This is a genomic window from Herbiconiux oxytropis (assembly GCF_024979315.1).
GTDB lineage: Bacteria > Actinomycetota > Actinomycetes > Actinomycetales > Microbacteriaceae > Herbiconiux > Herbiconiux oxytropis.
Genome location: NZ_JANLCK010000004.1, coordinates 427,469 through 441,173, shown reverse-complemented (window position 1 = coordinate 441,173; position 13,705 = coordinate 427,469). Strand labels below are relative to the sequence as shown.

Sequence of the window (13,705 nt, the reverse complement as noted above, 5' to 3'; positions counted from 1 at the left end):
CCACGAGCGCCGCCGCCTTCGCCGCGACCGCTGTCGCCGCTGCGGGCGCCGTCGCCACGGCCCTCGCCGCGGGCGGCTCCGTCACGGCCGCCGCGTTCGCCACCGCGGGAGCCGGCTCGGCCGCCGCGGTCACCCGAGCCCGAGCCACCGCCGGTGCCGGCCTCGGCCGAGCGGGTGCTCGCCTTGAGACGGCCGCGGGTGCCCTCGGGGATGTCGAGATCGGTGAAGAGGTGGGGCGAGGAGGAGTAGGTCTCGACCGGCTCGGGCTGGCCGAACTCGAGGGCGCGGTTGATGAGCGCCCACTTGTGCAGGTCGTCCCAGTCGACGAACGTCACCGCGATGCCCGTCTTGCCGGCGCGGCCCGTGCGGCCGGCGCGGTGCAGATAGGTCTTGTCGTCATCCGGGATCGTGTGGTTGATCACGTGGGTGACGTCGTCGACGTCGATGCCGCGCGCCGCGACGTCGGTGGCGATGAGGATGTCCTTCTTGCCGGCCTTGAAGGCGGCCATGGCGCGCTCGCGCTGCTCCTGGTTGAGGTCGCCGTGCACGGCAGCGGCGTTGAAGCCGCGGTCGTTGAGCTCCTCGACGAGCTTCGCGGCGGCGCGCTTGGTGCGGGTGAAGACGACGGTCTTGCCACGGCCCTCGGCCTGCAGGATGCGTGCGATCACCTCGTCCTTGTCCATGTTGTGGGCGCGGTAGATGAGGTGCTTGATGTTGGCCTGCGTCAGCCCCTCGTCGGGGTCGGTGGCGCGGATGTGGATGGGCCGGTTCATGAAGCGGCGCGCGAGGGCCACGATCGGACCGGGCATGGTGGCCGAGAAGAGCATGGTGTGGCGGCCGGCGGGGGTCTGGGCGAAGAGCTTCTCGATGTCGGCGAGGAAGCCGAGGTCGAGCATCTTGTCGGCCTCGTCGAGCACCATCTCCTGCACGGCGCCGAGGTTCAGCAGGCGCTGGCCGGCCAGGTCGAGGAGACGGCCGGGGGTGCCGACCACGATCTGCGCGCCGGCCTTGATCTGCTCGATCTGTCCCTCGTAGGCCTTGCCGCCGTAGATCGACACGATCTTGGTGGGGCGGTTGCCCGCGGCGATCTCGAGGTCCTCCGTGACCTGCACGCAGAGTTCGCGGGTGGGGACGACGACGAGGGCCTTGACGCCGGGCTCGGGGTCGAGACCGAGGCGCTGGATGAGGGGGAGGCCGAAGCCGAAGGTCTTGCCGGTTCCCGTCTTCGCCTGGCCGATGATGTCCTGGCCGTCGAGGGCGAGCGGGATCGTCTGCTCCTGGATGGGGAACGGCTCGAGGATGCCCTTGGCGGCGAGGGCGTCGACCATGTCCTGGTCGATGTTGAGTTCACTGAAAGTCACTGTGGATACCTGTCGTAAGCGCGAGGCCGCCGTGGGAGAACGGTGCTGCGATGCAGCGGAGCGGATGACCGACGATGGCGTCGGACGGCGGCGATTGCCCCGAGTTTCGTCAGGGCCCGGGTCGAGTTTAGTCGATGGAGGGGTCGGGGGGCGGCAGCGCGCCGTGCGGCGGCCTCTGGGCAGAGGTGCGCACCGTTAGGATGAACGTCGTGTTCGGATTCCTCCGCCGCCCGAAGGTGCGCATCGACATCCCGCGGCTGAAGCCCCGGGAAGACGTCACGAGCTACCCCAAGGTGAACCTCGCGGAGCTCACGCCGGAGGTGCTGCCCTACCTCGGCCAGGCGGCCTACGTGCAGCTCGCCATCTTCGAAGAGGTGTCGGATGCCATCGCCGCGGCCCCCACGGTGGCCGACAAGCAGGCCCTCGCATCCGGCGCGAGCCAGGCGCTCGACAAGCACGAGCGGCTCGTCGCCGAGATCCGCCGCCGGGTCGATCAGCCCTCCGAGGTGATCGAGCCGTTCACCGCGGGCATCGACCGCTATCGACTGGTCGTCAAGGGCGCCGACTGGTACGAGCAGCTCGCGAGCGTGTATCTGACCGCCGGGATCCTCGACGACTTCTTCACCCTGCTCGCGGCCGGACTGCCCGGTGACATCGGGCCGCGGTGCGTGGCGATCCTGGATGCCGACACCGGGCGGCGCGCCATCACCGACATCCTCTCGGCGGCCATCGCGCACGACGAGGTGCTCGGGCCGAGGCTCGCGATGTGGGGGCGCCGGGTCGTGGGCGACACGCTGCTCGTCTGCCGCTCCGCCATCCACCTCACCGGCAACGCCGTCTCGGACGAGGAGCGGATCGAGCCGGTGTTCACCGAGATGATCGCCTCGCACACCCGCCGCATGGACGGCCTCGGCCTCACCGCCTAGCTGTAGTTCCCTGGGACGTTGTGAACGCGTTCTGATGGTGTTTTGCCGCCGATGCCGGTGTGGGGTCTGTGGTGATTGTAGTGATGGAGCCAGGTGTCGTAGGTAGCGGCCCTGGCTTCGTCGCTGTCGTAGGTGGCGGCGTAGGCCCATTCCTGGGCGAGGGTTCGGTTGAAGCGTTCGACTTTTCCATTGGTCTGCGGCCGGTAAGGACGGGTGCGTCGGTGCTTGATATCAGGGCCGAGGGCTGCCGCGAATGCGTGGGAGCGGTAGAAGGCGCCGTTGTCGGTCATGACCTCCGAGACGGTGATCCCGGCGTCGGCGAAGAACGCTTTCGCTCGTGTCCAGAACGCTGCGGCGGTCTCTTTGCGTTCGTCGTCGAGGATCTCGGAGTAGGCCAGGCGTGAGTGGTCATCGACGGCGTGATGCAGGAACCGGTAGCCGCGGGAACCGCGTCCGCCCGATCTGGTCTGGCGGCGGCGGGCGGCGCCGCTGACTCGGTCTTGCGTGGAACCGCGACCATGGACCCGCCATCCGCCTCCGTCCGGGATACGGCCCTGTTTCTTGATATCGACATGGATCAGCTCGCCCGGGTGTTCGCGCTCGTAACGGACCGGTTCCGGTCGCCTGACTGGCAGCCCGGTGGCCCGATCGAGGTGACTCAGAATCGGCATCTGATACCGGTGCAACACCCGCTCGACGGTGGACCGGTTCACCTGCAAGTGGTAGCCGATCCGATGAGGGCCCCACCGGCGAGTGAAGCGCAACCCGACGATTCGTCGTTCCATCTTCATCGGCGTTCGCTTCGGGCTGGAACGCGGCCGTGACGAGCGATCCGTCATCGGCGCACCAGCGTGCGCCCGAGTCGCCCATCTCGACGCCGTTGCCGGTGAGACCTGGAATCGTTCAGCCGCCCGCCGAATCGACCAGCCCTGTTCGTTGATCAGTGCTGCGAGACGAGCCCTCCCAACAGGCGTCAGGGGTGCATTAGCGTGAGTCACGAAGACCTCCGTGTTCAGAATGTGTGTGTGGTAACCCACATCCTGCCCGGAGGTCTTCGCTAACTCACGCGTTCACAACGTCCCAGGGAACTACACCTAGCGCTCGCGCCCCTGCCACCCAGGCGCCTCGCCCACGCGACCCTCGACGCAGTCGAGCCGTCACATCCACGCGACGGTGTGCTCCTAGGCGTGAGAAGTGACGGCTCGGCTGGTGGTCGTGCGCTGGGGCTGGATGGGAGGCGCGGTGCGGTGCCCACGAGGGGCAGGATGCGCGCCGCGGGTCAGCGCGCGGCGGTGGGGGCCAGGGGGGCCTTGCCCGAGAGGAGGGCCTGGAGGCGGGCCTCGTCGTGCGCCTTGCGACGGCGGCCGATGAGGAGGTCGGCGACCACGACGGCCACCGCGGTGACCACGAGGCTGATGACCCAGATCCACCCACCGTCCCACGGCATGCCGGCCCAGGTGAGCGCGACCCAGACGACCGCCGCGACCGCACCGCCGAGAGCGGGGATGAGCACGACGCCGTGACGATCGCGATCGGGCAGGAGGTAGCGCGCCCCGAGACCGAGGATGACGCCGCCGAGGGTGATGAACAGCAGTTCCATGGCTCGGAGGCTAGCCGACGAAGCCGACTCGGCGCGACTCTTCGCTGCCGATCTCGACGTAGGTGAGGGCGGCCGTCGGCACGACATAGACCTTGCCCTTGTTGTCGGTCAACGACACGTGGGTGCCGCTGGAGGCGAGGGCGTCGGCCACGATCTTCTCGATCTCGGCGGGGGACTGGGTCGACTCGAAGTTGAGCTCACGGGGCGAGTTGGCGATGCCGATACGGATGTCCACAGGAAGTGCCTTTCACGTCTTGTGATCTGGGTTGCGATCACGTGTTCAGGTTACGGCAAGCGGGAGGGCGGATCGGTGGAGTGGCGCGGAGTGGGGATGGTGCCGAGAGCGAACAGGGCTGTGGAGGACGAGTGGCCGCTGGGCATCGGACGAGGTCTGCGGTGGCGCGTCGGTGTCGGTGGGGAAGGGTAGTTTGTCGGGGTGCGCGAGGTTCGACTTGATGAGAGGCAGCAGCAGGTGCTGGAGGCGCCTGCCGCTTCGTCGTTCGCGGTGGTGGGCGCGCCGGGGAGCGGGAAGACGACGGTGCTGCTCGAGCTCGTGGCCGATCGGGTGGGCCGGCTGGGGATGGCGCCGGAGGAGATCCTGGTGCTGGCCTCGTCGCGGCAGGGAGCGACGCGACTCCGCGATCAGGTGGCGCTTCGGCTGGGGGTACCGAGCAACGGGCCGCTGGCCCGCACCGCGAACTCGGCGGCGTTCGAGATCGTGCGGCGGGGTGCGCGGGAAAGCATGGGGAGAGACGGCCGCGTAGGAGAGGCGACGGGAGGCGCGGTCGCCGCCGCCCGCCCGGTGGCCCTGCTCACAGGCGCCGAACAGGACCGGATCGTGGCGGAGCTGCTGCTCGGCGGCATCGAGGATGCCGAGGCGGGGCGGAACGGCGTGCGCTGGCCGGAGTCGCTGCCTCCCCAGGTGCGGAGGCTGAGGGAGTTCCGCACGGAGCTCCGCGAGCTCATGATGCGCGCCACCGAGAACGGTGTGTCGGCCGAGGGGCTGGTCGAGCTCGGGCGGCGCGAGCGGATCGCGGAGTGGGTGGCGGCGGGGGAGTTCCTCGCCGAGTACCACCGGGCGCTCGAGTCGTACGACGTCGCGCACCTCGACTCCGCCGAGCTCCTCGCCGAGGCGCGGCGGATCCTGCGGGTCGAGCACGCGAAGGGCCCGACGCCCGAGCAGGACGGCACAGCGGCGACGCGCGGTGGCATCCGGCTCGTGGTGGCCGACGACTTCCCGGAATACTCGGTGGGTGCTGTGAACCTGGTGCGCGAGTTCGCCCGCGGCGGCGCGGCGGTCGTGGTGTTCGGCGATCCCGACACGGCCACGGCGGGCTTCCGAGGGTCGGACGTGCGTGCGCTCGGGCAGCTGGGGCAGACGCTCGGCGTGCCGACCGCCCCCACGATCGTGCTCGGCACCACATACCGCCAGCACGGCGACCTCCGCTCTCTCTCGCAGCGCGTGACCGAGCGCATCGGCACCGCGGCCGCCGGGCTCCAGCGCCGCACGGTCGAGCCCGGCGCCGGAGGAGGCGCGGAATCCGGTGCCGCGGCCTCGAACGCCGCCGAGCGCGGCGAGGCGCGGGTGCTGCGCATCCAGGCCGACAACCGCACCTCCGAGATCGCCACCATCGCGCGGCTGCTGCGGGAGCGGTTCCTGCTCGAGGGCACCGAGTGGTCGCAGATGGCGGTGATCGTGCGATCCGGATCGCTCGTGCCCGCGATCGCGCGCGGGCTCGCCCTCGCCGAGGTGCCCACCCGCACCCTCTCCGCGGTGCAGGCGCTCCGCGACGACTACGCCGCCCGGCACCTCGCCGAGGGGCTCGCGCTCGGTATCGGCCGGCTCGAGCTCACTGCCGAGACCGCCAGCTCCGTCATCCTCGGGCCCCTCTGCGGCGTCGACGCCGTGGGGCTGCGCAGGCTGCGGCTCGCGCTGCGGCACGACGAGCTCGCCGCAGGCGGATCTCGGCACTCGGACGAGCTGCTCTGCGAGGCCTTGCTCACCCCGGGCGTGCTCGCCACCATCGACTCCGCCCCCGCCCGGCGCGTCGCGGCCCTCGGCACCACGCTCGCCGCCCTGCGCTCGAGCTTCGAGGCCGGCGCCACCGTGGAGGAGCTGCTCTGGGAGCTCTGGCAGCGCACCGGCCTCGCCACGCGTTGGGGCGCGCTCGCCGCGGGCACCGGCATCCTCGCCGACGAGGCCAACCGCAACCTCGACGGTGCGGTCGCGCTCTTCACCGCCGCCCGCCGTGCCGTCGAGCGCGAGCCCGAGCGGCCCGCGGAGCTCTTCATCGACGAGTTCCTCACCGCCGAGGTGCCGGAGGACACGCTCTCGCCGCGCTCCCGTGCCGACTCCGTGCTCGTGACCACACCGAGCGGCGCCGTGGGGCTCGACGTCGAGGTGGTCGTGGTCGCCGGGCTGCAGGAGTCGGTGTGGCCGAACCTCCGCCTCCGCGGCTCCCTCCTGCACGCCCAGCGCCTCGGCGCCGTCGCCACCGAGGCCCGCCTCGAGGCTCGGGAGCGTCGGGCAGACGGGACTTTCGGCGAGACCCGCACCCGTGCGCCAGGCGTCGCGACCGACCAGGTGCTCGACGAGCGTTCCGTCGCATCCGACTCGCCCGTCACATCCGGCTCGCCCTTCGCATCCGACTCGTCCGCCGCATCCGGCCGCTTCGCCGAGCCCGCTGCGGCCCCCACCCGCACCGAGGACTCCCGCGCCGAGGTGCTCTCGGACGAGCTGCGGATGTTCGCCCTCGCGGTCTCGAGATCGCGCCGCGTCACCGTGCTGAGCGGGGTCGCGAACGACGACGAGCAGCCCTCGGCGTTCCTCGCCCTCGCACCGGACGCCGAGACCGTCAAGCCCGTGCGGCATCCGCTCTCCCTGCGGGGGCTGACGGGTCACCTCCGGAGGCGCCTCGCGGAGGAGGGCGACCTGCGTGCGGCGTCGGCACTCGCCCGGCTGGCCGCGGAGGAGGTCGCGGGCGCGCATCCGCGCAGCTGGTACGGTCTGCTGCCCGCGTCGACCGAAGAGCCCGTGGTCGACCCCGACGACCCCGAGGCCGTGGTGCGGGTGTCGCCGTCCCGCATCGAGGCGTTCGAGGAGTCGCCGTTGATGTGGTTCGTCGACCAGGTGGCCGGGGGCGCCAAGGGGCTCGCGGCCGGCATCGGCACGATCGTGCACTCGGTCATGGAGCAGCTCGCGGCCGACCCCGAGACCGATCCGAGCCCCGAGGAGCTGCTGCGGCGCTCGGAGGAGCGGTGGAAGGAGCTGCGCTTCGAGGCCCCGTGGATCGAGGAGCGCGAGCGCCGGGCCCTCGGCACCAAACTCGAGGGGCTCTCGGACTACCTTCGCGGGTTCTCGGTCTCGGGCGGCGAGCTCGTGGGAGCCGAAGCGGGGTTCCGGCTGCGGCAGGGCCGGGCCGAGGTCAATGGTTCGATCGACCGGATCGAGAGGCGCGCCGACGGCACCGTCGTGGTGATCGACCTCAAGACGGGCAAGTACCCGGCGGCCCGTGGAGACATGCCGCGGCACGCCCAGCTCGCCACCTACCAGCTCGCCGTGCAGCGGCGCGCCCTGCGGACCAAGGATGTGGAGCTGGAGGGGGACGCAGCGGAGGACGCTGCGCCTCAGGTGGAGGGCCAGGTCGCAGCCGGTGGCGCGGCCGAGGTCTCCGCAGCGCCCGAGCCGTTCGTGGGCGGCGAGGTGGGCGGCGCCGAGCTGCTCTACGTGGCCAAGGGGGAGCGGCCCTCGCGCTACACGATCCGGCGGCAGGATGCGCTCGGTGAGCCCGAGCTGACCGAGATCGCGGCGCGCATCGAGGCCGTCGCCGAGGGGATGGCCGCCGCGACCTTCCGCGGTGTGGCCGAGCCCGAGGAGCGCGACTTCCAGAACCGGTACGAGTACCGCATCCAGTTGATCAAGGCGGTCTCCGAATGAGCGACGCACTGTTCGATCTCGACGACCTCGACCGGCCCGAGACGTTCCGGCCGCCCGAGCCGGCCGTGGCTCGTGGGGTGGATGGTCCGGATGCACGAGGTGAGGTGGGGGCACCCGGTGGCGGGCCGGGAACGAACGCGCGGAACGACGCGGACGTTCGGGACGACACCGACGCACCGGCCCCGCGCCTCTCGGCCGCCCGCATCGCCGAGCTGCTCGAGCTCCCGCCACCCACCGCGCAGCAGCGCGCCGTGATCGAGGCGCCGCTCGACCCGCGGATCGTGGTGGCCGGCGCCGGCAGCGGCAAGACCGAGACGATGGCCAACCGCGTGGTCTGGCTGATCGCGAACGGTCTCGTCGGGGTCCCCGAGGTGCTCGGCCTCACCTTCACCCGGAAGGCCGCGGGCGAACTCGCCGAGCGCATCCGCAAGCGCCTGCAGCAGCTCGCCGACGCCCGCATCACCGACCTCGTCTTCGATCCGTTCGACGCCCCTACGATCGCCACCTACAACGCCTTCGCGAACAGCATCTTCCGGGAGAACGCCGTGGTGATCGGCCGCGAGGGCGAGGCGGCCGTGCTGAGCGAGGCCTCGGCCTGGCAGCTGGCCCGCACGGTCGTGGTTGCGAGCGACGACGAGCGGCTCCGCGAGATGGACAAGTCGGTCGACGTCGTCGCCTCCGCCGTGCTCGGCCTCAGTCGCGCGCTCGCCGAGAACGTGGTGCGGCCCACGGAGGTCATCGCCTACGCGGAGCGCTTCGGTGATCTCGTGGGCCTTCCCGCGGGCACCGCGCGCACGAAGGGCGTGCTCGCCGACATCGTGAAGGCCGTCGGGCAGGTCTCGATGCTGCCGCTGCTCGTCGACCTCGCCGAGACCTACGCGGCCGAGAAGGTGCGGCGCGGCTACGTGGAGTACTCCGACCAGATCGCGCTCGCCCTCGCGATCGTCGAGAGCACGCCGCGCGTGGTGGAGGAGTACCGCGACCGCTTCAAGGTGGTGCTGCTCGACGAGTACCAGGACACGAGCGTGGTGCAGACCCGCCTGCTCTCCCGCCTGTTCCGCGAGCAGGCTGTCATGGCGGTCGGCGACCCGCACCAGTCGATCTACGGCTGGCGCGGAGCCAGCGCGGCCAATCTGGCGCGTTTCGGCAGCGATTTCGGAGCCGACCCCGTGCACGGCGGCACGCATCCGTACGCCCTCTCGACGAGCTGGCGCAACCCTCGCGTCGTGCTCGATGCAGCCAACACGCTCGTGCAGCCGCTCTCGGCCACGTCGGGCGTGCCGGTGGAGCAGCTCGGCCCGCGGCCCGGTGTGCTCGAGGGCGCGCTCGACGTGGGGTTCCGCGAGACGGTCGCCGAGGAGGCGCAGGAGGTGGCGGCGTGGTTCGCCGCCCAGCTGGCGGTCCCGGATGCGCAGGGTCGCACGCGCTCGGCCGCGCTGCTGTGCCGCTCGGTCAAGAAGATCGAGCCGTTCACGGCGGCGCTGGATGCCCGGGGCATCCCCTACCACGTGCTCGGCATCGGCGGGCTGCTCGGCCAGCCCGCGGTGGCCGACCTCGTCTCGATGCTGCGCGTGCTCTACTACCCGACCGCCGGGCCCGACCTCCTGCGCGTGCTCGGAGGCGCCCGCTGGCGGATCGGCACGAAGGACCTGATGGCCCTCCGCACCCTCGCCTCGTGGATCGCCCAGCGCGACCACCGGTTCCAGAAGCTCGATGCCGAGGTGGCCGATCGCATCCGCGGTTCGGTGGTGGCCGACGAGGACAGGTCGGTGATCGACGCGCTCGACTTCCTCGCCACGGCGAACCCCGAGCACGGCGCGCTCGTGGGCTTCAGCGAGACCGGGCTCGAGCGGCTGCGCCGTGCCGCCGCCGAGTTCGCCGCGCTGCGCACGCGCGCCGGCCTCGGCCTGATCGACTACGTCGACCTCGTGCAGCAGGAGCTGCTGCTCGACATCGAGGTGCTCGCGAGCCCGCACGCCGCGGCCGGGCGGGCGGCGCTCGACGCGTTCGGCGAGCAGCTCACCTCGTTCCTCGCCCTCGACCCCGCCGCGGGGCTCGGCGATTTCCTCTCCTGGCTCGAGGAGGCCGAGAAGCGCGACCGGCTCGAGCCGCGCTCGGAGGAGCCGGAACCCGGCACCGTGCAGATCCTCACCATCCACGGGGCCAAGGGGCTCGAGTGGGATGTCGTGGCGATCCCGCGCATGGTGGCGGGGGAGCTGCCCGGCGAGCCCATGTCGCGCCTCGGCTGGCTGAGCTTCGGCGAACTGCCGTTCGACTTCCGGGGAGACTCGGCCGAGCTGCCGTTCTTCGCCTGGCGCGGAGCTGAGACGCAGGGTGAGGTGAAGGCGGCGCTGGAGGAGTTCCGGGCGGCCAACAGCGAGCACTACGCGGCCGAACAGCGCCGGCTCATCTACGTGGCTGTCACCCGCGCGAAGTCGGATCTGCTGCTGACCGGCTCGTTCTGGACGACGGGGGTGAAGAAGCCACGCGGGCCGGGGCTCTATCTGCGCGAGCTCGAGGCCGCCGGCGTCGTGACCGCAGGGGCGCTGCCGGAGTCACCCGAGCACGAGGAGAACCCGCTCGCCGAGTCGGAGAGCTGGGTGGTCTGGCCGAGAGATCCCCTCGGCGGCCGACGGCCACGGGTCGAAGCGGCCGCGGAGGCGGTGCTGGCCGCCGATCCCGGCGCCCGCACGCCGTACGACCACGAGATCGACGTGCTGCTCGCCGAGCGGGCGGCACGGGGGGCCGACCCGGTGCTCGACGTGCCCGTGCGCATCCCGGCCTCGCGCTTCAAGGACTACGTCTCCGACCCGCAGAAGGTGGCGAAGAGCCTGCAGCGGCCGATGCCCGAGCGACCGTTCCGGCAGACCAGGCTCGGCACGCGGTTCCACAGCTGGGTGGAGAGCCGGTACCGGGGCGGCGAGTCGGCGCTGCTCGGGCTCGACGAGCTGGATGCGTACCTCGACGAGCTGGAGCCGTGGGACGACGACGAGCTGGAGCCGACGGACGACGGCGGGCTGGCGCCGACGGCGCAGGAGGAGCTCGCCGCCGCTGGGCTCGCCGCCGCTGGGCTCGCCGGCGCCGAAGGCGGCCCGGACGAGGCGTCAGGGCGGAGCGAGCCGCAGGAAACCGCCGAGGCGAGCGAGGACGAGCGGCTGCAGGAACTCATCGACATCTTCGAGCGCTCGCCGTACGCCTCGCGGCAGCCCGTGGAGGTCGAGGTCGAGGTGCACCTCGTGCTGGCCGGGCGTGTGGTGGTGTGCAAGATCGACGCGATCTTCCAGGAGGGCGACCGCTTCGAGGTGGTCGACTGGAAGACGGGGAAGGCGCCCACCGGGGCCGCCGACCTCGAGCTCAAGCAGCTGCAGCTCGCTCTCTACCGGCTCGCCTACGCGCGCTGGCGCGGGATCGACGAGGAGAAGATCGATGCGTCGTTCTACTTCGTGGCCGACGACGCCGTCATCCGCCCCGAGCGGCTGTTCAGCGCCGTCGAGCTCGAACAGCTGCTGCTCGGCTCTGTGCTCTGAGGCACGGCGCACCGGATCCGGCGCTCTGAACAGCGGCGCCCCGAGAACCGGCGCTTCGCCGCCTAGTCCTCGGCGATGCGGTTGGCGTGCGGGGCACCGGCGGGCGACGACGGGCTGAACGAGCGGCCGGGCACGGGAGTGCGGTCCAGCAGCGCCTCGACGTCCTCGACCGCGAGCACCTGGCCGGTGTCGGTGGAGAGCGGATTGAGGAGGTCGTTCTGCACGGTCGCCGCGAGTCCCGTGAGCATCGACTCGGCGTCGGCCACGATCGAGGCGTCGCGGGAGTCGACGCCGTGCAGGAGCCAGCGGGCGATCTCGAGCTCGGCGTAGAGCCGGGCGCGCTTCTGCAGCTGGTGGTCGGCGGGCTTGGAGAGCGAGGCGTCGTAGGCGGCGTGCACGCGCTCGGCGCTCGAGGCGCTCGAGGCCGAGTTCAGCCAGAACAGGTCGAGCGCCGGATCTCCCACGCGCAGGTTCTGCCAGCCGAGCACGCCGGTGACCCGGTCGCCCACCACGAGGAACGACTCCGGGGCGAGGGCGCCGTTGACGACGGTGGGCTGGAACTGCCAGAGCGCGCTGTCGTCGAGGGCCAGGGCCCAGCGGGTGAGCAGCTCCTGAGGCACCTTGCCCGAGGCTCCGGCCCGGTCGGCGAGCTTCTTGGAGGTCGCGGCGATCTGCGCGGACGTGTTGGCCGGCAGACCGGCATCCGACACCACCGAGGTGGGCAGGGAGTGCACGGCGGCGATGGCGCGGCCGATCGAGTCGGAGGCGCTGCCCTCGCCCCCGATGTCGTCGAGCGAGGCGGGCCGGCCCTGGATGTAGTCGTAGACCACAGCGCGGGTGTCGCCGGTGGGGGCCTGACCGACGTAGGCCGGGATGTGGAAGGGCAGTCGGGAGCGCACACCGGGGGTGAGCGCGTTCAGCGCCACGAGGTCTCGGGACTGCTCCGACTCGGCGTCGGAGCCGGTCGGCACGCGCACCACGTACTCCTCGCCGGAGCGGAGCCCCACCACCGCGGAGTCGAACCGGCCGCCTGTCGACGAGGTGAGCTCCCGGGTGGTGACGATGTCGGCACCCGCGACGGCGGAGGTCGCGAGCGCGGCTAGAGTGAAGGGGGATCGCGCCATAACCCCAGGGTAGGGCGGTGCCGCCCGGCTGCGGCTTCCGCCACGCACGATTGGTCCATCATGTCTCGAGCTTTCCAGTCCTCGCTTCCCCTCGCCCGGCATCGGATCGACCGCGACCATGCGGCCCGCCGCGACGACGCCCTGCTCGACGCCCGCTGGGCGAGCCAGGAGGCCCGCGTGCTCGTGCTGCACAAGGGAACTGCACTCGCGGCCGCAGGCGCGGATCCGGAGAACTGGGACGGATTCGGGCACCGGCCCACGAGCCGCGTGCGGGCCGGCGTGGCCCTCGTGTCGCCGGCCGCGCTGCCCGGAGTGGTGGTCGAGACGATCCTGACCGACGGCATCCGGCTGTACCTCGGGCTGGCGCTCGGCGCGGCCGAGGGCACGACCGGCGGCCGTGACGGTGGCGATGGCGCAGAAGCAGAAGCAGAAGCGGTCGCGGCGGTCACCGAGCAGCCGGTGGCCGGGGCCCTGCCGAGCGGCTCGCCGGTGTTCGCCGTGTCGCTCGGCGACGAGCAGGTGGAGGCGCTCGCCACCGCCGCCCGCGAGGCCGGCGAGCCGGAACCCGTGTGGATCAACCTCAGGCTCGTGGCCGCCGACCTCGGCGACTCGGAGGCCGGAGCGTTCACCGAGGCGCTCGCGATGTTCAACTGGCACGCCACCCACACCCACTGCCCGCGCTGCGGGGCGGCGACGCTCGTGGAGAGCGGCGGCTGGGTGCGCCGGTGCCCCGTGCAGGACATCGAGCTCTTCCCCCGCACCGACGCCGCGGTGATCGTGGGGATCGTGGACGAGCACGACCGGCTGCTGCTCGGCTCCAACGCGATGTGGGAGAACAACCGGTTCTCGCTGCTGGCCGGGTTCGTGGAGCCGGGGGAGTCGCTCGAGGCCGCCGCCATCCGTGAGATCGCCGAGGAGTCGGGAGTCGTGATCGACGACCCCGAGTACCTCGGCTCGCAGCCGTGGCCCTTCCCGGCGTCGCTCATGGTGGGGTTCCTCGCGAAGGTCTCGCCCGATCATCCTCCCGTGCTGCGCCCGGACGGCGACGAGATCCTCGCCCTCCGCTGGTTCACGCGCGACGAGATCGCCGACCCGGAGAGCGGAGTGCTGCTGCCGGGCTCCTCGTCGATCGCGCGCGCCATCATCGAGCGCTGGTACGGCGGGCCCCTCCCGGAACCGGAGCCCGCGTGACGGACGCCGACGCTTTGAGTCCCGATGCCCTGAGTCCCG

The 13,705-nt window shown here is 71.8% G+C and carries 9 protein-coding genes; 4 read left to right on the top strand and 5 right to left on the bottom strand.

Annotated features, from left to right (window positions below; translation table 11 throughout):
• Window positions 1-1,361: DEAD/DEAH box helicase (locus tag N1028_RS10560; protein WP_259528052.1), on the bottom strand; the 1,361-nt coding region annotated here is incomplete at its 3' end.
• Window positions 1,362-1,570: 209 nt separating this feature from the next.
• On the opposite strand from N1028_RS10560, the gene N1028_RS10555 reads away from it, so the two are divergent.
• The gene (locus tag N1028_RS10555; RefSeq protein WP_375163401.1) at window positions 1,571-2,287 is read left to right on the top strand and encodes a ferritin-like fold-containing protein; all 717 of its coding nucleotides are present in this window, start codon (window positions 1,571-1,573) and stop codon (window positions 2,285-2,287) included.
• Here N1028_RS10555 and N1028_RS10550 read toward each other — a convergent pair.
• From N1028_RS10550 to N1028_RS10540, 3 genes are all read right to left on the bottom strand, one after another.
• Window positions 2,284-3,285: an IS481 family transposase gene (locus tag N1028_RS10550; RefSeq protein WP_259528050.1), complete on the bottom strand. Its 1,002-nt coding sequence runs from the start codon at window positions 3,283-3,285 to the stop codon at window positions 2,284-2,286. The two genes, N1028_RS10555 and N1028_RS10550, sit on opposite strands and share 4 nt — an antisense overlap.
• A gap of 281 nt (window positions 3,286-3,566) precedes the next feature.
• Window positions 3,567-3,887, bottom strand: coding sequence for a hypothetical protein (locus N1028_RS10545; RefSeq protein WP_259528047.1), 321 nt, complete (start codon window positions 3,885-3,887; stop codon window positions 3,567-3,569).
• Between the two features lie 10 nt (window positions 3,888-3,897).
• The gene (locus tag N1028_RS10540) at window positions 3,898-4,122 is read right to left on the bottom strand and encodes a DUF3107 domain-containing protein (protein WP_259528045.1); all 225 of its coding nucleotides are present in this window, start codon (window positions 4,120-4,122) and stop codon (window positions 3,898-3,900) included.
• A 201-nt stretch (window positions 4,123-4,323) separates the two neighbouring features.
• Between N1028_RS10540 and N1028_RS10535 the strand changes: the two genes are divergently transcribed.
• Both N1028_RS10535 and N1028_RS10530 read left to right on the top strand, forming a co-directional pair.
• On the top strand, window positions 4,324-7,824 hold the full coding sequence (locus N1028_RS10535) for a UrvD/REP family ATP-dependent DNA helicase (protein WP_259528038.1): 3,501 nt from the start codon (window positions 4,324-4,326) through the stop codon (window positions 7,822-7,824).
• Window positions 7,821-11,351 (top strand): ATP-dependent DNA helicase, encoded by a 3,531-nt coding sequence (locus N1028_RS10530; RefSeq protein ID WP_259528030.1) that lies wholly within the window; start codon window positions 7,821-7,823, stop codon window positions 11,349-11,351. The genes N1028_RS10535 and N1028_RS10530 overlap by 4 nt, the downstream gene beginning before the upstream one ends.
• Before the next feature lie 62 nt (window positions 11,352-11,413).
• On the opposite strand, the gene N1028_RS10525 is transcribed toward N1028_RS10530, so the two are convergent.
• Window positions 11,414-12,475 (bottom strand): phosphotransferase, encoded by a 1,062-nt coding sequence (locus N1028_RS10525; RefSeq protein ID WP_259528028.1) that lies wholly within the window; start codon window positions 12,473-12,475, stop codon window positions 11,414-11,416.
• Window positions 12,476-12,535: 60 nt separating this feature from the next.
• On the opposite strand from N1028_RS10525, the gene nudC reads away from it, so the two are divergent.
• Window positions 12,536-13,666, top strand: coding sequence for an NAD(+) diphosphatase (gene nudC / locus N1028_RS10520; protein WP_259528018.1), 1,131 nt, complete (start codon window positions 12,536-12,538; stop codon window positions 13,664-13,666).
• Window positions 13,667-13,705 lie beyond the last annotated feature (39 nt).

Excerpts from the sequence above, each read along its gene's own strand:
- N1028_RS10545 (WP_259528047.1), bottom strand. The coding sequence starts at position 3,887 with ATGGAACTGCTGTTCATCACCCTCGGCGGCGTCATCCTCGGTCTCGGG.
- N1028_RS10530 (WP_259528030.1), top strand. The coding sequence starts at position 7,821 with ATGAGCGACGCACTGTTCGATCTCGACGACCTCGACCGGCCCGAGACG.
- N1028_RS10525 (WP_259528028.1), bottom strand. The coding sequence starts at position 12,475 with ATGGCGCGATCCCCCTTCACTCTAGCCGCGCTCGCGACCTCCGCCGTC.
- nudC (WP_259528018.1), top strand. The coding sequence starts at position 12,536 with ATGTCTCGAGCTTTCCAGTCCTCGCTTCCCCTCGCCCGGCATCGGATC.